We start from the raw sequence: 20,127 nt of genomic DNA on the forward strand, positions 1-20,127 counted from the left end.
CCGCCATTCCGGCGACCCCGGCCATTCCCGCAACCCCCGCCATCCCGGCGACCCCGGCCGCTTCTACGACCTCGGCCACTTCGGCGGCCCCAGCCATCCCGGCGACTTCGGCGACCTCGGCCATTCCGGTGACCTCGGCCACTTCGGCGGCCTCCGCCATTCCGGTTGTGCCTGCTTCTCCAGACGGAGCGCCCGCCGCCGGAGGCGATTATCAGGCCGATCGGCCGACCATCCTGCGCGAGCTCGAATCGGCGCTGCTCCGCCCGCCGCTGACCGTGCTCATCCACGGCGAGGCCGGCATCGGCAAATCGCACCTGCTGGCCGAGACCGAGGCGCTGGCCAAGACCATGGGCTACCGCGTACTGCACGGCCAGGCTCGCGACTTCGGCAGCGGCCTGGCCTACGCCTCTCTCGCCGACGCCCTCGGGACGCTGCACGCCGAGCCCTCCGCGCGCGAACCGCTCAAGGAACTGCTGGACGCCATCGACCAGGCCGCGCTCGGCGTCACCGGCGGAGCTCCGGCCGTGCGCACCGCCAACCTGCTGGAGTCGCTGCCCGGCCGCACCTTCCTGGCCATCGACGACCTCCACCTGGCCGACGCCGACACCGTGGGGGCGCTGTCCTACCTGCCCCGCCGCGTGCGCGGCCTGGTGATCGCCTGCACCGCCCGGCGGCCGCCCGCGATGGACGCCGACCTGGTGATCCGGCTCAGCCCGCTGTCGGTGGAGGAGGTCACCGCGCTGGTGGCCGGCATGCTCGGCCGCGTCCCGAGCGACGCCACCGTGCGGCGGGTCCACGCCCAGAGCCGGGGCAACCCGTGGTTCGCCCGCGAGACCGTGCTCACCCTGGTGCAGGGCGGCGCCCTGCAGTCGGCCTTCCCCGACGCCCGCCGGGGCGCCATGCTGAGCCGCCTGTTCCAGCGTGACCAGGGCGGCCGCAGGCTGGCCAGAGTGCTGGCCGCGCTGCGCCGCACCCGGCCCGCCGCCATGGCCGACCTCCCAGCGCTGGCCGAGGTCGCCGGGCTGGACGTGGCCGACGCCGAGCGCGCCTTCGACGGCCTGGTGAGGGACGGCCTGGTCCGGTACACCGGCGACGACGCGTACGAGTTCACCCACCCGCTGGTCGCCGAGGCCCTGTACGCCGACCTCGGGCCGGCCGAGCGGCGCCGGGTCCACGCCCGCATCGCCGAACTGCTGCACCGCCAGGGCCTCCTCGGCGCCCGCCGGGTGCTCGAATGGGCCACCCACGTCGCCGAGGGCGGCACCAGCGCCGAGGCGCTGACGGCCATGCTGCGCGCCGCCGAGCTGACCCGCTGGACGGCGCCGCTGTCGGCCGCCCACTGGTACGGCAGGGCCGCCGAGCTGGCCCCCGCCGAAGAGCGGGGCGTGCTGCTGTCCCGGCAGGCGCTCTCGTACTGGAAGGGCTCGCGCCCGGCGGACGCGCTGAGCGCCGGGCAGGCCGCCCTGGCCGTGCTCGCGCCCGGGCGCCGCCACACCCGCACCGCCCAGACGATGGTCAACGCGGCGCACGCGATGGGCCGGTACGAGGTGGCGGTGTCGATCGCGGCCGAGCAGCTCCCCCACGCCGACGACCCGACCGCCCTGCTGGCCCAGCAGGCGGTGATCAGCACCCAGCTCGGCATCGCCTCGGCCGGCCTGGCCGAGGCGGCCTGGCAGGCGCTGCCCGGATGCCCGCGGCAGGACCTGGTGATCGCCCTCAGCGCGCTGGCCGGCGATGCGATCATCAAGGCCCGCTGGGAGGAGGCCGAACGGGCGCTCGACACCCTCCTTTCGGCCTCCGCGGCGCTGCCGCCCGCCGGCCGGCTCGCCTCCCTGGAGTCGGCCGCGCACATCCTGGCCAGCGCGGGCGCGCGCACCCGGGCGCTCGACCTGCTGTCGCAGGCCGAGCAGATCTACCGCGGCCTCGGCTGGCGCGACATCGCGGGGCAGCACGCGCGCACCATGGCCGTGGTGCGCCGGCTCGGCGGCGAATGGGAGCACGCCCTGCGTGACATCCGCTCCGACGCCGTCACCCTGACCGACGCCGGGCTGTGGGAGAACGTCGCGCTGCTGCGCAACATCGAGGTGGACATCCTCATCGACCAGGGGCGCTACGACGACGCCGGCAAGCTCCTCGCCGACCCTCCGCCCAACTGCGTCCTCCAGCTCTCGCTGCGGGCCATGTTCAAGGCCCGGCGGGCGCTCGCCCTGGGCGACCGGGCCACGGCCTCCCGCCTGCTCGACGAGGCCGCCGCCGGGCCGCCGGACGTCCGGCACCGCGAGCTCGCCGTCCGCGTCAACATGCACGCCAGCGCCGGCGAGCTGGACGCCGCCCGCGCCGCCGCCACCGCCCTGACCGAGACCTCCCGCACCGGCACCCCCCGGGCGCGGATGTCCGCCGAGCTGGCCTCCGCCATGATCTTCAGGGACGCGGCCCGGGCCGAGGCGGCGCTGGAGACCGCCAGAGCCGACGGCCTGCGCTTCGAGGAGGGCAAGGCCCGGCTCGTCCTCGGCGCGCTCACCGACGGTTCGCAGCTGGTGCGCGCGCACGCCATCTTCGCCGACCTCGGCGCCGTTCCCTGGCGCGACCGCGCGGCCCGCGCCCTGAGGGAGGCCGGGCTCGTCGTGTCGCCGTCCACCGGTCTCACCCCCGTCGAGCGCCGCGTGGTCGAACTGGTAGCCGAGGGCATGTCCAACCCGCAGATCGCCGACGAGCTGCACTACAGCCGCAAGACCGTCGAGGTCTACCTCTCGCGCGTCTACGCCAAGACCGGCCTGCACTCTCGCGTCGAACTGGCCCTCGCCCACGAACGCGGCGAGGTCTGACCTGCCGCTCCCCCTGCCACCCGCGCCGCGGGCGAGCCGTCGGTCAGAGGTTGTCGCCGGGTCCTCGAACAGCCGCACTCCCGGAGCCGGGTGGACCCCTCGGCCACACCCTCGGTCCGGACCAGTAGCCCGGCCCCGGTGAGGATGTGCCGCTGCCGAGATCCGCAAGGCCGCCTCACGGGCGCTGGCGCTGCCGTCCAAGCGACAGATCACGTTCACCGCCGATCGCGCCCGGGCCATTGCCGAGCTCTGCGACGGCGCCCATGCGGCCATCGTCGCCGTCCGCGACATCGTCACCAGCTCGGCGCTGGACGACGCCGCCGTGGCGGCGTTTTCGGATGAGAGCGGACGGTCGCCGTGAGCCCGCCGCGATGATCCGCCTTCCATCGTTACTTGGGATGACGGCCTTCTCGCAGGTCAGAGCCCGATGACCCTTCTGTCACATGAGGCATGTCAGCTGATCTTTACCTGATCAGTTCTGGGCAAGGCTGGCCAGGAAGCGGTCTACCAGCGCCACCTGGCGCTTCGGGGGGAACGCCGCCGGGTCGAACAGTGTCTGCACGACCACCCCGTGTGTGAAGGCGATCGCCGCGGCGGCCAGGTCGTCGCCGTCCCTGCCGGGCAGCTCGCCGCGCTCCTGCGCGACCGCGATGTGCTCGCGCAGTTTCGCCCGGATGCCCTCGTACCGTGCCGCCTGGTCCGCGCCCAGTTCCGCGTCGGCCAGCGCCACGTCCCACGAGGCGACCCAGATCCGGTTGTTCGCGGTGCCGTCGGGCGTCAGCGGCAGGATGTCGATCAGCGCGGTCCGCAACGCCGCCAGGCCGGGGGCGGGCGGCGCCTGGCGCAGCCGACCGTGCGTGCGCTCCTCCAGGATGTTCAGCGCGTACACCACCAGGGCTCGCTTGTTCGGGAAGTAGTGCGTCAGCAGCCCGGTCGAGGCGCCCATCTCGATGGCCACCGCACGAAGCGTCAGTCCGGCGAAGCCGCGCGTGGCCATCACGCGCCAGACCGCCGCGGACACGTCCTGGCGCCGGGCATCCCAGCGTTCCTTGCTCGGTGACATGGCATTAGGGTACATACCAAACATTTGTTATGTACGAGGTGAGGTCCCCGCATGTTCGCCCTATCCCTGCCCGCGGGCCCCGGCCACGACGCGCAACTCCGACCCCTGGAACCGTGGCAGAGCACCGAGTTCTTCGAGCACATCGAGCGGGCCCGCGCCACGATCGACCCGTGGATACCGTGGGCGGCCTCGAGCTCCGACCCGGTCGGCGCGCGGGCCACCCTCCAGCGTTACGCCGACGGCCAGGCCGCCGACACCAAGCGGCTGTACGGCATCTGGCTGGACGGCACGCTGGTCGGCGGGGTCATGTTCGTCAGGTTTGACGCCGAGTCGGGCATCGGGGAGATCGGCGTGTGGATGGAACCGGCGGGCCAGGGCCATGGCCTGGTCACCGCCGCGGTGCGGCACCTCATCGACTGGGCCTTCACCGTTCGCGGCCTGCACCGGCTCGAATGGCGCACCAGCCCGGCCAACGTGCGCAGCAGCAACGTGGCCCGGCGCCTGGACATGCGGCTCGACGGAGTCCTCCGTCAGTCCTACCCGCATGGGGGGGTACGCCACGACACGGAGGTCTGGTCGCTGCTCGCGGAGGAGTGGAGGCCGTAGCGAAGCACCCGGTCCGACCACGACCTCGCCAGCGACGGAGTGCGCTCACCACGTGCCGGTGAGCGCCGCCACGACTGGATCCGATCTTCCCACTTGATGCACATTGTTTGCTATTGCGAATATCGTGCAATAGTACATACTGCTGATCGCGGCTCACGGAGGTGGGTACGCAAGACCGGAGGTATCGATGTCGGACCAAGGAGTGAGCCGGTTCGCGACCGCGCGTACGGCCTCGCACGACCAGGACTTCCCGCAGAAGCTGCTGGAGTTCATGCGGGCCGGGTGGCTGGACCATCCGATCGAGGTACGGCCTCAGCCGGCGGTGACCCATCACGCGCGACGCCGCGCGGCGCTGTCCGACGCCTTCCCCGGAGAAACGCTCATCATCCCCACCGGGTCGACCAAGGTGCGCGCTAACGACACGCTCTACCGCTTTCGCCCGGGAAGCGACTTCGCCTACCTCACCGGCGATCACGATCCGGATGGCGTACTGATCCTGCGGCCGAGTGGCGACGGCCACGACGCCCTCCTGTACACCAGGCAGCGCTCCTCGCGGGCGACTGATGAGTTCTTCCGCGACAGGGATGGCGAACTGTGGGCCGGCCGCCGTCGTACTCTGGCGGAGAAGACGGCCGAACTGGGCATCGACACGGCCCCGCTCGCCGACCTCGACACCGTCCTGGCCCGCTGCGCGCCGGGCCGCACCCGCGTGCTGCGCGGCCTGGACCCCCGGGTCGACGCGGCCGTGCCCGCCACAGGCGCCCGCGACCGTGAGTTGGCGGCGGCGATCTCCGAACTGAAGCTCGTCAAAGACGAGTGGGAGATCGCCCAGTTGCAGGACGCGATCGACGCCACCGTCCGCGGCTTCGAAGACGTCGCCCGCGTGGTGCCGGCCGACCGCGGTGTGTCCGAGCGCCTCATCGAAGGCGTCTTCGGCCTGCGCGCCCGCCATGATGGCAACGACGTCGGATGCGGCTCGATCGTCTGCGCCGGCCCGCACGCCACGATCTTGTGCTGGAAGCGCAACGACGGCCTCACCGCGCCCGGCCAGTTGCTGCTGATGGACATGGGTGTGGAGAACAACCACCTCTACACCGCCGACGTGACCCGCACCCTGCCCGTCTCGGGAACATTCTCCCCGCTCCAGCGCGAGGTCTACGACATCGTCTACGCCTCCCAGCAGGCCGGCATGGAGGCCATCAAACCAGGCGTGAGCTTCGCCGACGTCCACCTCACCTGCATGCGCGTGCTCGCCGAGGGCCTGGTGGAACTGGGCGTGCTGCGGGTAAGCGCCGACGAGGCGATGGATCCCGCCTCCATGCTCTACCGGCGCTGGACGCTGCACACCTTCGGCCACATGCTCGGCATCGACATGCACGACTGCGCCGCAGCTCGCCCAGACCGCTACCGCGAGGGCGAACTCAGCGATGGCAACGTGCTGACCGTCGAACCGGGGTTGTACTTCCAGCCCGAGGACGACCTGGTTCCGGCCGAGCTCCGCGGGGTCGGCATCCGACTGGAGGACGACGTCCTGGTCACTGCCGAGGGCGCGGTCAACCTCTCTGCCGGCCTGCCACGGCGGGCCGAGGAGGTGGAGGCATGGCTCGCCGCCCAGCGGGACGCCGGCCCGCGACTGCCCTGAACCCCGCCGCCACCTCACCATGACGAACGCGAACAGGAATGCCATGCCGATGCCAGTGGACGTGGCCCGCGCCCGCCACGACACCCCCGGGTGCGCCGAGGTCATGCATCTCAACAACGCCGGCGCGGCACTCACTCCGGCTCCGGTGCTCGACGCCGTCATCGATCACCTGAAACTGGAGGCACGGCTTGGCGGCTACGAGGCCGCCACGGCCGCGGCCCCGAAGGTGAACGCCGTCTATGAGACGATCGCCCGCTTGATCGGCTGCCGGCCGCACGAAGTCGCCGTAGTCGAAAATGCCACCCGCGCCTGGGACATGGCCTTCTACGCGATGCGCTTCGGACCCGGCGACCGTATCCTGATCTCCCGCGCCGAGTACGCCAGCAACGTCATCGCTTTCCTCCAGGTCGCCCGCCGCACCGGCGCCCACATCGAGGTGGTCGACGACGATGAGCACGGCCAGCTGTCGGTCAAGGACCTGGAGCGGCGCCTGGACGACGACGTCAAGCTCGTCGCCGTCACCCATGTCCCCACCCAGAGCGGCCTGGTCAACCCCGCGGCCGAGATCGGCCGGCTGACCCGCGCCGCCGGCGTCCCGTTCCTGCTCGACGCCTGCCAGTCCGTCGGGCAACTGCCCGTCAACGTGCAGGAGATCGGCTGCGACATGCTGTCAGCCACCGGGCGCAAGTTCCTGCGCGGGCCGCGCGGCACCGGCTTCCTCTACGTCTCCGGCCGGCTCGTCGAAAGCCTAGAGCCGCCCTTCCTCGACCTGCACGCCGCCACCTGGACCGACGCACAGACCTACGACATCCGCCCCGACGCGCGCCGGTTCGAAAGCTGGGAGACCAACTACGCGGCCAAGATCGGCCTCGGCGTCGCGGTGGGCTACGCCCTGGACTGGGGTATCGAAGCGATCGAGGAACGGGTCACCGCTCTGGCCACACGGCTCCGGGCCCAGCTCGCCCAGCTGCCCGGAGTGACCGTCCAGGACCGAGGCCGGCGCCTGTGCGGAATCGTCACCTTCACCGTCGACGGCGTGCCCGCCACCGACGTCCACCGCCGTCTCACCGCGGCCGGCATCAACACCAGCGTCTCAGCGATCACCTCTGCCCGCTACGACCTGGGCGCACGCAACCTCCCCGCGGTGGTGCGCGCATCGGTGCACTACTACAACACCGACGAGGAGATCGACATGCTGTGCGCAACGCTGAACTCGCGCCGAACCTGACCACGACCGAACCTACGTCACCTTTCCCAGCTCCACCTGACCCCCGCCGGCCACACCCTCAGACCGCTGTTCCGGGCCCACCGCTCGGGGCGGCGCAACCGGACGCAATGCCTGGCGCTGGTGAGACCTGACCGACCTGCGCATCACCGAGCAGACCGTCCACCGCTCGGTCTCACCACCGTGATCGAGCGCTACCTGCGGCACAGGCTCCTTGCCGCCCCCCGCCGTGCTGCCCGGACAACATCCCGGCGAGCCGTCAGGCTCCTCCCGGGTCAGGTGTGTCGGGCAGGCCCGGACCCGACCGGTCACGGCGGCGGGGTTCTTCGATCGCGGATCGCGGCGAATCCCGATGCTCGACGGGCTCAAGGACCGGTCCGTAATCACGGGGATGGCCCGCGCGCGAGGCGGCAGCATATGCCGGAATGGTGCTATATCTTGTCTTCCGATATATCCTTTCCTTCATGACTTCCCGTTCGATGACGGAACCGGCCTTCCTCGTCCTCACCGCCCTGGTCGACCGGCCGCGGCACGGCTACGGCATCGTCCAGGAGGTCGAGCGGCTCTCGGGCGGCCGGCTGCGGCTCAAGGTCGGCACCCTGTACGGCGTGCTGGACCGGCTGGCCGCAGACGAACTGGTGGCCCTCGATCGCGAAGAGGCGCACCAGGGAAGGCTGCGCCGTTACTACCGGCTCACCGACGCCGGAGCGCACGCTCTGGAGGAGGAGGCGGTCCGGCTGGCCGAGAACGTCAAGAGCGCGCGCGACCGGCTGCGCGCCAGGCATGCGGAGGGCATGGCGTGAGTCTTCTGGAGAAGCGCTACAGGTACGTCCTGCGGCTGTTGCCTCCCTCCTATCGGGCCGAACGAGAAGAGGAGATGGTCAGCGCCTTCCTTGAGGGGGCTGGACACCTCGCCGGCGCCGACGACGCCCGGCCGCGCTGGTCGGAGGTCGCCAGCGTGGCGGCCCTGTCGCTGCGCGTGCGCCTGGGCGGCATCGGCGCGGCGCCCCGGTTCCTCGCCTGGGGCGAGGCGGTGCGCCTGGTGGCCGTGCTGGGGCTGGCCTTCCAGTCGGCGATGAGCTGCGTCTGGTTCGGGGACTTCCTGGAGAGGTACGCCTTCTTCGGCGTGCTCCCCACCGCCCACCAGCAGGCCCTCACGGCCGCCGGGTCGCCGGACCGGCTCTGGGACATCGTCCACGGCTTCGGCGCCCTCCTGTGGGTCGCGGCCTTCGCCGCACTCGTCCGGGGCCGCCCGCGCACCGCCAAGGCACTGGCGTCGCTCGCCGTCGTGTCGGTGTACTCAGACCATCTGAAGATGTGGACCGTCGACCCCGGCCAGGCCGTGTCGGCGATGGTCGTGCAGACTCTCCTGTTCGCCTTCCCCGTGCTCGCGCTGTTCGCCGGGTTCCACCGTGACGCGCCGGTGGCCCGCCGCCCCCTGTGGGTGGCCGCCCTGCCCGTCGTCGCCGGAGTCCCGCTCTACGCGCTCCTCGGCCTCCTCGGCACGAAGGCACTGGCGCGGAGCATCGACCTGCGGGTCTGGGCATGGGTCTGGCCGTGGATGGACCTCCCGGGAGTCGCCTGCCTCGCGCTGCTCGTCGCCTGCGTGGCGCGCATCGGCGTCCACGCGCTCGTACCGGCCCGGCGCTCGCCCGGCCCGCCGATGGCGCTGGCGCTGCTCGTCGTCCCGGTGACGCTCGGCGTGCTCGCCCGGATCAACCTCGACGGCGTCGATGCGGTCTCGCGGACCATGGCCGCCGTCAACGCCGCGCAGATCGCCGCGCTCCTGCTGTGCGGTGTCACGCTCACCGTCCTCGCCCTGCTGACGCTGCCCCCCTCGCCGCACCCTCAGGCCGGGCGATCACCCTCACCCTCCTGACGCGGCGAGTTCCGAGCCCCCGGGCGTGGGGCGGGCTGTCGCTCGGGGGGCTCAGGTCGCGTCCGCCGCCGCGAAGGTGACCTCGCCGGTGTCGACGGTGCGGGCGACGCGCCCGGGAGCGGTCTGCCACCGCCAGTAGAGGTTGGTGTGCGCGATCACCTGCTCGGGGGCCGGCGCGCCCCACTGGCTGAGGTCCTCCGTCGTGTGGGCGTCGCCGACCAGCGTCACGTCGTACCCCCGGACGAAGGCCCCGTGGATGGTCGAGCGGACGCACGCGTCGGACTGGGCGCCCGTGACGATGAGCCGGCCCACCCTGTGCTCGGCGAGCACCGCCTCCAGGTCGGTGCCCTCGAAGGAGTCGCCGTGCCTCTTGTGGATCAGAGGCTCGGAATCGCGGCGGGCCAGCTCGGACACGTACTGCCAGTTCTCGCTGCCGCGTACGAGCTCGTCGCTGGAGTGCTGCACCCAGACGACGGGCACGTCCTCGGCGCGAGCCTTCTCGATCAGGGTGGCGATGTTCGCGATCACCTCGTCGCGGTTGTGGGTGCCGGACACCACGCCGTTCTGGACGTCGATGACCATAAGCGCGGCGCTCGTCCGATCGGGCAGGGTCGTCATGGGAACCTCCGGTCGCATCGCAACTTCTTCGTGCCGCCCCACCCTAGGCCTGGCCACCGACAATCCCCGGTCCCCGCGGATGGACGGGGAGAGCGCGCATCGCCCACGCGGGCGGCGGAACGCGGGACGGCGGACGCGGGACGCGGGACGCGGGACGCGGTGGACCGTGCCGGTCATCTCGCCGCCTGACCAGGGCGGAGGCGGGGCCAGGAGGTGAGGACGGCGGTGCCCGCGGCGATGACCAGGCAGGCCGCCACCACTCCCGTGATGAGCGGCCACGGCAGGACGAGCGCGACCTTCGTCGCCAGGGCCTCCTGCAGCCCCGCGCGCATCCCGAGCAGGGCGGGCAGCGCGACCGCCAGGCCCATCAGCGTCCCGAGGACCACCACGAGCGCCGACTCGGCGGCGACCGTCCCCAGCACCTGCCGGGTCGTCGCGCCGGACAGGCGCAGCACGGTCAGGTCCCGGGCGCGCCCGGCCGCCGCCATCATCAGCGTGTTGGCGATCGCGACGGCCGTGTAGCCCGCCGACACGATCACCAGCAGGACGGTGAAGATCCACACGAGCCGGTCGTCCTCGCTGTCGGCCCGTGCCCGGTAGGTCGCGAGGTCGACCGCCCTGGCGCCGAGCCCGGACGGCGGAGGGCCGGCGATCGCGCGGGTGACGAACCCCTCGTCGGCGAGGACGGACCTGTCATGCGCCCTGACCAGGTCCCGCGGGACCAGCACCCCGCCGGGCCCGCCATCGGCCACGGCGACGACCCGCAACGACACGGTGCGGCCGTCCTCGAACGCCGCCCGCACCATGCGGCCGGTCGTCCAGCCCCACTGGGTCGCCACCCAGGACGGGACGACGATGCCGCGCTCCCCGAAGCCGTCGATCGAGCCGGACAGGACATCGAGCCCTTCCCGTCCCATCGCGAGCAGTTCGGGGCTGACTCCCGCGGCGGGCACGGCCTCGCCGTCCTGCCGGTAGAGGGCCGTGGACAGGACGGACGTCGCGCCGGCCGCGGAGACGGCCGCGTCGGACAGGCCGGGCGTGCCGTCCGGGACCACCATCGCCCTCGCCTGGAAGGACCCGGTCCGCGCGGACGCGAACGCGCCCGCCGTCGTCTGCACCATGCCGGTGATCAGCACGGAGAAGCCCACCGTCACGAGCACCGGGGTCGCCATCGAGGCGGTACGCCTGACCGCGACCAGCGCGCTCTCCCGCACCAGCATGCCCGTCGCGCCGCGCGACACGCCCAGCGGCCAGGTGACCACCCGCACCACCGGGGGAACGACGGCCGGGCCGAGCAGGGCGAGGCCGACGATCAGCGCCATCGCGGTGAGAAGGCCGAAACCCACCAAACCCTCGCCGCCGGCGCTCGCGGTGACGACGGCGCCGCCCAGCCCCGCGGTGCAGAACAACCCACCGGCGATCCACCGGACGCGCGCCATCGGCCGCTCGTCCACCGCCGCCTCGCGAAGCGCCTCCAGCGGGCGCACCCGCGCGGCGCGCCGCGAGGCCGACCACACGCCGAGCAGGGCGACCAGCACTCCCAGCGCGAACGAGCCGGCGAGCGGCGCGGGCCGGAGCTCCACGGCGAATCCCCGCGGCTCGAACCCGACCTCCACCAGCAGATCTCCAAGACCCGGCGCGAGCACGACGCCGAGTGCCACCCCCGCCGCCGCGGCGGCCACCCCGACCGCGAGCGCCTCGCCGAACACCATCGCGCGGACCTGGCGCGGGGTCGCCCCGACGGCACGCAGCAGCCCGAACTCGTGGCGCCGCTGCGCCACACCGAACGCGAAGGTCGAGGCGACCACGAAGATCGGGACGAACGCCCCCATCGCGGCCATGGCGGTGAGCACCTGCATCCCGATCCAGCGGACCCGCGCGTCCTCCAAGGGCTCCAGCGCGGCCCGCGCCTCGCCGGCGAACACCCGGCCGTCGCCGCCCACGATCGCCCGCGCGGCGGCCTCGACCGCGGCGACGTCCGCGCCCGGCGCGGTGACCAGCCCGATCGTCCGCACGCCGCCCGCGAAGGTCTCCGCCTCGGCGTCGCTCAGGTAGACGCCCGGCGCGTCGACGGTGCCGGAGACCGTGTAGCGCGAGGGTCCCCTTGCGGTCAGAACGGTGACCCGCGCTCCCGGAGCGAGGCCGAGCGCCCGGTCGAGCACGACCTGTCCCGCGCCGCGAGGCGCCGTGCCGGACGCCAGAGGGTACGGCGCCAGCGCCGCCGTGGACCAGGCGTACCCCTGGTGGGCCTCGACCGGCTCACCATCGATGACGGCCTGCGCGTAGAACGGCCGGTCGGGTATGGCCCGCGCCACGCCCGGGACACCGCCGAGCCGCTCGATGAGCGCTTCGGCGGTCTCGGGCGGCCACGGCCGGTCGGGCGTGAAGTTCCCCTCCTCCCGCTCGATCGCGGGCACCCCCACAAGGACGCCCGCGCCCGCGAACCGCGCGGGCGGCGTCGGCTCCGCCGAGAAGAACGCCGCGGACGTCACCGACACGATCGCGACCGCCAGGAGAAGCGTCACGAACGTGCCCGCGAACGTGGTCCAGCGCTCCCGCGCCGCGGCGAGCCCCAGCCACATACCTCCTCGTCCCCTCAGCATGCCGACGACTCCAGACCCGCCATGCGGGCCGCGACCGACTCCGCGTCGACGTCCCCCGTGAACTCCTCCACCAGCCGGCCGTCCGCCAGGAACAGCACCCTGTCGGCGTAGGCCGCCACGACCGGATCGTGCGTCACCATGACCACGGTCTGCCCCTGGCCGTCGACGAGGCCGCGCAGCAGGCCGAGGACCCCGCGGGACGCCTTGATGTCCAGCGCGCCGGTCGGCTCGTCGGCGAACACCACGGCCGGCCTGGTGATCAGAGCGCGCGCGATGGCCACCCGCTGCTGCTCGCCCCCGGAGAGCCGGCTCGGCCTGTGCCCGGCCCGGTCGCCCATGTTGACCTCCGCCAGCGCCGCGCGGACCTCGGCGGGCGCGATCGCCCGTCCCGCCAGGCGCAGAGGAAGCGAGACGTTCTGCTCCGCGGTCAGCGCGGAGACCAGGTTGAACGCCTGGAAGACGAATCCCACCCGCTCGCGGCGCAGCATGGTCAGACCGTTCTCGTCGAGTGTCGCGAGGTCGACGCCGTCGATGACGATCTTCCCCGCCACCGGCCGGTCCAGCCCCGCCGCACAGTGGAGCAACGTGGACTTCCCCGACCCCGACGGCCCCATGACGGCCGTGAACGTACCGGCGCGGAAGCCGGTCGTCACCCCGTCGAGCGCGGTCACGTCGTGGGCTGCCGTGCGGTACGTCTTGCGCACCGACCACAGCTGGACGATGTCTGCTGGTTCCATGCTGTCAAGCCAAGCCGCCGCCGGGCCTCGGCACATTGGCGCTATGGCGAGAACCGGAGGTAGAGGCAGCACTACTGTGCGCGCCACGGAGGTCGGATAGCGTCGGACCGTGCTCGCCCGGACCCCGCTGGAGGCCCTCACCCGCAGGCCGTCGGCGTTCCTGCGGTCGTCGTGGCCGTGGCGGTCGTTCGCGTACCTGCTGTCCAGCGCCTACCTCGCCCTGGCGGCCGCAGCCCTGGTCTACCTGGCCTACCTGTGCGGAGTCGCCGTCGCCTGCGCCGCGCTGCTGCTGGTCGTCGCGGGGTGCGGGCTTCCCGCCGCCCGGCTCGAACGGGCGAGGCTCCGCCTGGTGGACCTCCGCCCGGCCGCCGATCCGCACCGGCCGCCCGAGCGTCCGGGCCCGCGCGCCTGGCTGGCCGCGCGGCTGCGCGAGCAGGCCACCTGGCGCGAGGTCGCCCTCCTGATGGTCGCGCTGGGGATCTGGTTCGTCGACCTCGGCGTGGTGGTCCAGGCCATCTGGCTGCCCCTGCTCATGCTCTCGGCGCCGGCGCAGCCCAGCGTCGGCTTCCTGAACGGTCTCCCGGTGGCCGCCGGAGGACTCGTCATGCTCGCGCTGGCCGCCTATTTCGTCACCGCCTGGGCGGGCACCCGCGCGACGATCGTCCGCGCCGTCCTCGCGCCGCGCGACGCCGAGATCATCCGCTCGCGCGCCCGGCTCGTCGACGCGTTCGAGAGCGAACGGCGGCGGATCGAGCGCGACCTGCACGACGGCGCCCAGCAGCGGCTCGTCGCGCTCACCATGAGGCTCGGGCTCGCCCGGCTCGACCTGCCGCCGGGCTCACCCGCCGCCGCCCACGTCGGCCAGGCGCACGAGGAGGCCAAGAAGGCACTGGCCGAACTGCGCGAACTGATCCGCGGCATCCACCCGCAGGTGCTCACCGACCGCGGCCTGACCGCCGCCGTCCTCGACGCGGCGGGCAGGTCTCCGGTCCCCGTCGAGGTGGACATCGCCCTCTCCACACGGCTGCCCGGCCCCGTCGAGGTGACCGCCTACTACGTCGCCTCCGAGGCGCTCGCCAACATGGCCAGGCACAGCCGGGCCGGCCGCTGCCTGGTCCACGGCAGGCTGCTGGACGACACGCTCGTGCTCCAGGTGGAGGACGACGGTGTCGGCGGCGCCGACCCTGCCGCCGGGTCCGGACTGGCCGGGCTCGCCGACCGGGTCGCGGTCGTCGACGGCGTGATGACGCTGTCCAGCCCGCCCGGCGGGCCGACCTCGCTCCGCGTGGAGATCCCGTGCGCCGGCTCCGCGTAGCCATCGCCGAGGACGTCGTCCTGCTGCGCGAGGGACTGGCGGGCCTGCTCGAACGGTTCGGCCACGAGGTCGTCGCGTCCGTCGGGGACGCCGGCGCCCTGCTGGCCGCCGTCGAGGAGCACGAACCCGACATCGTGGTCGTGGACGTCCGGATGCCGCCCGATTTCACCGACGAAGGCGTACGCGCCGCCCTCGACCTACGCGCCGGCCGCCCCGAACTGGCCGTGCTGGTGCTCAGCCAGTACGTCGAGCAGACCTACGCGGCCGAACTCCTCGACGCGGGCGCGGGCGTCGGCATCGGTTACCTGCTGAAGGACCGCATCGGCGAAGTCAGGGACTTCGTCGACGCGCTGGAGCGCGTCGCCGCCGGCAGCACGGTCGTCGACCCGGAGGTCGTCAGGCAGTTGCTCGGCCGCCGCCGCGCCCCGCTGGCCCGCCTGACGCCCCGCGAGCGGGAGGTGCTCGGGCTCATCGCGGAAGGACGTTCCAACGCCGCCATCGCCCGGCGGCTCGTGGTCACCGAGGCGGCCGTGTCCAAGCACATCGCCGGCATCCTGAACAAACTCGACCTGCCCCCCGCCGAAGACGACCACCGCCGCGTCCTCGCCGTCCTCACCTACCTGAGAGGCTGACCGCTCCTCCACCTCGGCTGACACAACGTCGCCGCGCACCACGCCCGCGCCGTATCTCGAAGGCCGCTGGACGTTCGCCATGGCGGCATCACGATGGAGCGACCTCTCGGACGAACTTGTCGGAGCCCCCGTCGTGATGGGCGGGGGCTCCGGTAGCCGGCTCTCGTGGTGATTCAGCGGCGTACCGCGTACGGCGGCCGGCGTGGCCGAGGTCGGGCTCAGGCGGTGAAGCGGCCGTTCTTGACGCCGGTCAGGAACGCGGACCACTCACCCGAAGCACAGACCAGCGCCGGACCGCCCAGATCCTTGCTGTCCCGCACCCCGACCACCCCGCCCAGGTTCGAGACGACCTCGACACACTCGCCGGAGTCGCCGCTGAAGCTGCTCTTGCGCCAGAGCGCCTTCCGAAGGTCAGGTGTCAATGCGGTTCACCGCTTCCTCTATCAGCCGGAGGGACTGCTTGCACGGTACGGCATTCGGTGCATTTGTGGATCATCTGCGTAATCATGTAATTATGGAGACCCTTTTCGAGCATGCCGGTGGGCAAGAAGGACTGCACCGCTTCGTCGACGCCTTCTACGGCAGCGTCCTGGCCGATCCTCTGCTCCAGCCGCTCTTCGGCCGCGGCCGCCCCGACCATGTCACCCACCTGACCGCCTTCACCGCGGAGACCTTCGGGGGGCCCACCACCTTCACCACCGACATGGGGGGATTCGCCCATCTCATCGCCGTACATCGCGGCCTCAAGATCACCGAGGAGCAGCGGCGGCGGTTCGTCGAGCTCTACATGGCTGCCGCCGACGCCGTGGGCCTCCCCGCCGACCCGCCCTTCCGCGAGGCCCTCCGCTCCCACGTGGAGTTCGGCTCCCAGGTCGCCCTGCAGAACTCGCACGCGGAGACCGACGACCAACTCCACCCGATCCGCGAAGTGCCCCTCTGGACCTGGCCCGAATAGCGCCCAACCCCCCGGCGGCGTGGCGAGCGTCCGGCGAGGGCCCGGCGCCTGGCCTGGCTCACGCTCCCGCGCCGCGAGGCCAGGTGTAGGGATCTCCCTACTGCTGCCCCGGACCGGTCCAGGCCATGCTTGGGCGCATGACATCGCCGATCCTCGAGCACGCGGACAGTGTCTGGCGCGGGTCGGTGCCCCCGCAGGAGGTGCCGCTGCGGGACCTGCGCTCGAGGGGGGTGCAGGAGGTGGCCGAGGGCGTGGTCATGTGGCCGGCCTTCGGCAACGTCTACGGCATCAGGGGGGACGGCGGCCTGGCTCTGTTCGACTCGGGCAACAGCGTGGACGCGCGCAGGATGCACGCGGCCATGCGCGCCTGGTCGGACGAGCCGGTCTGTCACGCCGTCTTCTCCCACGGCCACTTCGACCATGTCGCCGGCATGGAGCCCTTCGACGCGGAGACCGGCCCGCGGCCGCAGGTGATCGCGCACGAGAACGTCGCCGCCCGCTTCGTCCGCTATGCCAGGACGGCCGGGTACAACACGGTGATCAACCAGCGGCAGTTCGGCTTCACCCGGATGGTGTGGCCCACGAGCTTCCGCCGGCCGGATCTGACCTACCACGACCGCATGCGCCTGTCGCTCGGCGACGTCTCCCTTGATCTGCGGCACGCCCGGGGAGAGACCGACGACGCGACCTGGGCGTTCCTTCCCGAGCGCGGGGTGCTGCTCACCGGCGACCTGTTCATCTGGGTCACCCCCAACGCGGGCAACCCGCAGAAGGCGCAGCGGTATCCCGACGAGTGGGCCGTCGCCCTGCGTGAGATGTCCGCACTGTCGCCCGAGGTGCTGCTCCCCGGCCACGGGCTGCCGATCGTCGGGGCGGCGCGCGTCCGCCAGGCGCTGACCGACACGGCGGACTACCTGGACAGCCTGGTCGAGCAGACGCTGGACATGATGAACGCCGGCGCCCGCCTCGACGAGATCATCCACGCCGTCCGCCCGCCCGAGGCTCTGGCCGGCCGGCCCTACCTGCAGCCGCACTACGACGAGCCGGAGTTCGTCGTGCGCAACATATGGCGGCTGTACGGGGGCTGGCACGATGGCAACCCCGCCCACCTCAAACCCGCGCCCGACGAGGTCTTCGCCCGCGCGCTGGCCGGACTGTCCGGCGGCGCGGCGGCCCTGGCCACGCGGGCCGCCACGGCGGCCGCAGAAGGCGATCTGCGCCTGGCCTGCCAGCTGGCCGAGATGGCCACGCAGGCCGACCCGTCCGATCCCAAGGTGCACGAGATCAGGGCGCGCGTCTACACGCTGCGGGTGCGGCAGGAGAGCTCGGCCATGTCGCGCGGCCTCTACACCTGGGCCGCGGCCGAGTCGCGCAGCGCGACGACCGGCGACGACCTGCTGGACGTGTACCACGAGATCGCCGGCGGCGGGCTGTGGTGGGTGCCGTCCGCCGCGAACCACGACGGAGAGTCACCTGGGTGACCGCCGGGCCTCGGTGCCACCGCATCGAGCCCTCCGGGCGGTCCGGGACTCCATGAGCGCCCGTCCCGTGCTCGGCTCTCCCCCGTAGCCGAGCACGGGACGGGTTCTTCGCATGCGGGCGGCCTGCCGTCAGCGGTGCTGGGCGCGCCCTTCGCCCTGACTCGCCTGTCGCCGCCGGAGGGACTTCTAGCGCGTGGAGGAGCCCCTGCGGACCAGCCGGTCGAGCAGGCATTCGAGCTCGGCCTCCGGGTCGCCGGTCAGCCCGGCGTGCACCGGGCCGGTCTGCACGACCGTGCTGCGCGGGGCGGTGAGCCAGCGGAAGCGGCTCCCGGGCGACTCGCCGCGCAGCGGCCCCGCGTCGGCGGAGCACGCCCGCTCGTAGGCTCCGAGCGCCTTCCCGACGCCTTCGACGTCCACGGTGTCGTCGAGCGCGCGCAACCGGGCCTCGTCCAGCTCGGTGCGGGCGCACAGGTAGCCGTGCGGCTGCGAGTAGAGGATCACCCCGACGTTGAGGAACTCGCCGCGGACCACGCACGGCACGACGCGGATCACCGCGTACTCGTAGACGGCCGTCGTCTCGCCGGTCGCGCGGGACTCCGCGGGCTCGCCGGTCGCGCGGGACTCGGCCGGCTCGCCGGCGCGGTGGGCAGGCGGGAGCACGGCGTTCATCGGGCGGCCTCCGGAAGCCAGGCGCGCGGGCCGTGGGCGCGTGCGAGCAGGTGGTCGACGTACGCCCGGCGCACGGCGTCGGCGTCGGGGAAACCGGGCTCGCCGTCGAGCCACTCATCGGGCACCAGGGCCACGACCGCGCGGAGCAGGTCCTCGGTGATCAGGCCGGGCAGTTCGGCGTCGGCCTCCTTGAGCCGCTTGGCGAAGGGCGCGAGCACGTGGTCACCGGCGTCGAAGGGGCGCTGGGGGTTGGCGGTGGGCCAGTTGTGGTGGAACCACAGCGCGGCTCCGTGGTCGATCAGCCAGATGTCGCCGTGCCAGACCAGGAGGTTCGGGTTGCGCCAGCTGCGGTCGACGTTGTGGACGAGCGCGTCGAACCACAGGACGCGGGAGGCCAGGTCGGCGTCGGGCGTCCAGGCCAGCGGGTCGAAGCCGAGCGCCCCGGGCAGGAGGTCGACGCCGAGGTTGTGCCCTTCGCTCGCCTTGAGGAGGTCCTGGATCTCTTCGTCGGGCTCGCGCGCGCCGATGCGCGGGTCGAGGTCCATGATCTTCAGGTCGGGGGTGCGCAGGTCGAGCCGCCGCGCCAGCTCCGCGCAGATGATCTCGGCGACGAGCACCCGCCGCCCCTGCCCCGCGCCACGAAATTTCATGACATAAGTACCGAGGTCATCTGCTTCGACGACACCCGGCAGCGAACCCCCCTCCCTGAGGGGGGTCACATAACGCGTCGCGGTCACCAGTTCGAGCACCCGCCAAGGGTACCGACCCTGCGGGTCATCTCCCCCGGCGCCCGGGGCGACGCGTCCAGCAAGGCGGACCGGCTCGCCGCCAGGGCCGCCATCGCCGGGACGACGCCGGGACCGGACGCGGGACGGCCGGAAGATCCCGCTGAAGCACCGTGGCCGGTCGGAGCGAGAGCCAAGCGCACTGGGAGGATGCGCCTCCATCCTCGCTGCCAGAACAGCACGGACATCCTCACGGACAGGACGGCACGGACATTCTCGCTGTCAGAACAGGACGGACATGAAGGTGTCGACCTCTTTGAAGCCGACCTTGCGGTAGGCGGCCCGCGCGGGGCCGTTGAAGTCGTTGACGTACAGCGACACCACCGGGGCGAAGTGCCGCAGGGTCAGGCCGATGACCGCCGCCATGCCCGAGACGGCGTGCCCGCGCCCGCGCCGGTCGGGGTGCACCCACACGCCCTGGATCTGGCAGACCTGCGGCGTCACCGCCCCGACCTCGGCCTTGAAGACGACCTGGCCGTCCTCGATGCGGGCGAACGAGCGGCCGATGCGGATGAGCTCGGCGACCCGGGATCGGTAGAGCGCCCCGCCGTCGCCGAGGTCGGGCGAGATGCCGACCTCCTCGGTGAACATCGCCACGCATGCGGGCAGCAGCGTGGCGAAGTCCTCCGGGCGTACCTGGCGGACGAGGGGGTCGGCCGGGACGGGCGAGGGCACCGAGGTGGCCATGACCGGCTGGGCCCAGCGGATGGCCCGTGCGGGGCCCCAGTAGGGCTCCAGCCGTTCCCACAGTTTCTCGACCGCGTCGGCCGGGCCGACGATCGAGGAGCAGCGCCGTCCCTGCCTGCGGGCACGATCGGCGAACGCCTGTACGGCCTCCGGCCCGGCGTTGACCGGGACCAGATTGGCGCCGGCGTAGCACAGCGAGGTCAGCCCACCGCGCGGGCCGAACCCCCACATCTGTCCGCCGAGCCGGGCCGGGCTCAGCCCGACCGACCGGACCCGGGAGGCGACGAAGACGTTGGCGACGGGGTCCGCGTCGAGGAGCGTGAGCACCTCGTCGCGGTCCTGATCGTCGAGCACGCGCGACGCCGATGTTCGCAGCATCACGGGGCTTAGCCTACGCGACCGCCC

General features: G+C 72.6%; 18 protein-coding genes. 10 read left to right on the forward strand and 8 right to left on the reverse strand.

Translation table 11 applies throughout. The features are described from left to right. Positions 1–167 precede the first annotated feature (167 nt). The gene (locus ACFO60_RS02815) at positions 168–2,825 is read left to right on the forward strand and encodes an ATP-binding protein (RefSeq protein WP_380836346.1); all 2,658 of its coding nucleotides are present in this window, start codon (positions 168–170) and stop codon (positions 2,823–2,825) included. A gap of 472 nt (positions 2,826–3,297) precedes the next feature. Here ACFO60_RS02815 and ACFO60_RS02820 read toward each other — a convergent pair whose 3' ends face one another. Further along, complete coding sequence (locus ACFO60_RS02820) at positions 3,298–3,888, reverse strand: TetR/AcrR family transcriptional regulator (protein ID WP_380836347.1); 591 nt, start codon at positions 3,886–3,888, stop codon at positions 3,298–3,300. A 51-nt stretch (positions 3,889–3,939) separates the two neighbouring features. Between ACFO60_RS02820 and ACFO60_RS02825 the strand changes: the two genes are divergently transcribed. The 5 genes from ACFO60_RS02825 to ACFO60_RS02845 all read left to right on the forward strand — a co-directional run bounded on the left by ACFO60_RS02825 (position 3,940) and on the right by ACFO60_RS02845 (position 9,240). Next, positions 3,940–4,494, forward strand: a complete 555-nt coding sequence (locus ACFO60_RS02825; RefSeq protein WP_380836349.1) for a GNAT family N-acetyltransferase — start codon at positions 3,940–3,942, stop codon at positions 4,492–4,494. A gap of 187 nt (positions 4,495–4,681) precedes the next feature. Further along, positions 4,682–6,136, forward strand: a complete 1,455-nt coding sequence (locus ACFO60_RS02830) for an aminopeptidase P family protein (RefSeq protein ID WP_380836351.1) — start codon at positions 4,682–4,684, stop codon at positions 6,134–6,136. 43 nt (positions 6,137–6,179) lie between these two features. Then, positions 6,180–7,364 (forward strand): aminotransferase class V-fold PLP-dependent enzyme, encoded by a 1,185-nt coding sequence (locus ACFO60_RS02835; RefSeq protein ID WP_380836353.1) that lies wholly within the window; start codon positions 6,180–6,182, stop codon positions 7,362–7,364. A 461-nt stretch (positions 7,365–7,825) separates the two neighbouring features. Then, positions 7,826–8,164, forward strand: a complete 339-nt coding sequence (locus tag ACFO60_RS02840) for a PadR family transcriptional regulator (protein ID WP_380836355.1) — start codon at positions 7,826–7,828, stop codon at positions 8,162–8,164. Beyond that, the gene (locus ACFO60_RS02845; protein WP_380836357.1) at positions 8,161–9,240 is read left to right on the forward strand and encodes a hypothetical protein; all 1,080 of its coding nucleotides are present in this window, start codon (positions 8,161–8,163) and stop codon (positions 9,238–9,240) included. The genes ACFO60_RS02840 and ACFO60_RS02845 overlap by 4 nt, the downstream gene beginning before the upstream one ends. Positions 9,241–9,291: 51 nt before the next feature. Here the strand turns inward: ACFO60_RS02845 and ACFO60_RS02850 are convergent, their stop codons facing one another. The 3 genes from ACFO60_RS02850 to ACFO60_RS02860 form a co-directional block, all read right to left on the reverse strand. Then, positions 9,292–9,858, reverse strand: coding sequence for a cysteine hydrolase family protein (locus ACFO60_RS02850; RefSeq protein WP_380836359.1), 567 nt, complete (start codon positions 9,856–9,858; stop codon positions 9,292–9,294). A 173-nt stretch (positions 9,859–10,031) separates the two neighbouring features. Beyond that, positions 10,032–12,440, reverse strand: a complete 2,409-nt coding sequence (locus tag ACFO60_RS02855; RefSeq protein WP_380836360.1) for an FtsX-like permease family protein — start codon at positions 12,438–12,440, stop codon at positions 10,032–10,034. Between the two features lie 14 nt (positions 12,441–12,454). Beyond that, positions 12,455–13,198, reverse strand: coding sequence for an ABC transporter ATP-binding protein (locus tag ACFO60_RS02860; RefSeq protein WP_380836362.1), 744 nt, complete (start codon positions 13,196–13,198; stop codon positions 12,455–12,457). A 109-nt stretch (positions 13,199–13,307) separates the two neighbouring features. On the opposite strand from ACFO60_RS02860, the gene ACFO60_RS02865 reads away from it, so the two are divergent. Continuing rightward, the gene (locus ACFO60_RS02865; RefSeq protein WP_380836364.1) at positions 13,308–14,513 is read left to right on the forward strand and encodes a sensor histidine kinase; all 1,206 of its coding nucleotides are present in this window, start codon (positions 13,308–13,310) and stop codon (positions 14,511–14,513) included. Next, complete coding sequence (locus ACFO60_RS02870) at positions 14,495–15,145, forward strand: response regulator (protein ID WP_380836365.1); 651 nt, start codon at positions 14,495–14,497, stop codon at positions 15,143–15,145. The genes ACFO60_RS02865 and ACFO60_RS02870 overlap by 19 nt, the downstream gene beginning before the upstream one ends. 218 nt (positions 15,146–15,363) lie before the next feature. Here ACFO60_RS02870 and ACFO60_RS02875 read toward each other — a convergent pair whose 3' ends face one another. Continuing rightward, the gene (locus ACFO60_RS02875; RefSeq protein WP_380836367.1) at positions 15,364–15,567 is read right to left on the reverse strand and encodes a DUF397 domain-containing protein; all 204 of its coding nucleotides are present in this window, start codon (positions 15,565–15,567) and stop codon (positions 15,364–15,366) included. Between the two features lie 92 nt (positions 15,568–15,659). Here ACFO60_RS02875 and ACFO60_RS02880 point away from each other — a divergent pair, with 92 nt between their 5' ends. Together ACFO60_RS02880 and ACFO60_RS02885 are read left to right on the forward strand one after the other, a co-directional pair. Beyond that, entirely contained in the window at positions 15,660–16,100 is a 441-nt protein-coding gene (locus ACFO60_RS02880; RefSeq protein WP_380836369.1) for a group II truncated hemoglobin, read from the forward strand. Positions 16,101–16,237: 137 nt separating this feature from the next. Then, positions 16,238–17,581, forward strand: coding sequence for an alkyl sulfatase dimerization domain-containing protein (locus ACFO60_RS02885; protein WP_380836371.1), 1,344 nt, complete (start codon positions 16,238–16,240; stop codon positions 17,579–17,581). A 186-nt stretch (positions 17,582–17,767) separates the two neighbouring features. Here the strand turns inward: ACFO60_RS02885 and ACFO60_RS02890 are convergent, their stop codons facing one another. The 3 genes from ACFO60_RS02890 to ACFO60_RS02900 all read right to left on the reverse strand — a co-directional run bounded on the left by ACFO60_RS02890 (position 17,768) and on the right by ACFO60_RS02900 (position 20,100). Then, positions 17,768–18,250 carry a DUF3037 domain-containing protein gene (locus tag ACFO60_RS02890; protein WP_380836372.1) on the reverse strand — a complete coding sequence of 161 codons (483 nt, stop codon included), beginning with the start codon at positions 18,248–18,250 and terminating at the stop codon, positions 17,768–17,770. Continuing rightward, positions 18,247–18,999, reverse strand: coding sequence for a HipA family kinase (locus ACFO60_RS02895; RefSeq protein WP_380836374.1), 753 nt, complete (start codon positions 18,997–18,999; stop codon positions 18,247–18,249). Before ACFO60_RS02895 ends, ACFO60_RS02890 begins: the two co-directional genes overlap by 4 nt. Before the next feature lie 258 nt (positions 19,000–19,257). Beyond that, positions 19,258–20,100 (reverse strand): GNAT family N-acetyltransferase, encoded by an 843-nt coding sequence (locus ACFO60_RS02900; RefSeq protein WP_380836455.1) that lies wholly within the window; start codon positions 20,098–20,100, stop codon positions 19,258–19,260. Positions 20,101–20,127: the final 27 nt, after the last annotated feature.

The organism is Sphaerisporangium dianthi, assembly GCF_042654065.1.
Taxonomy (GTDB): domain Bacteria; phylum Actinomycetota; class Actinomycetes; order Streptosporangiales; family Streptosporangiaceae; genus Sphaerisporangium; species Sphaerisporangium dianthi.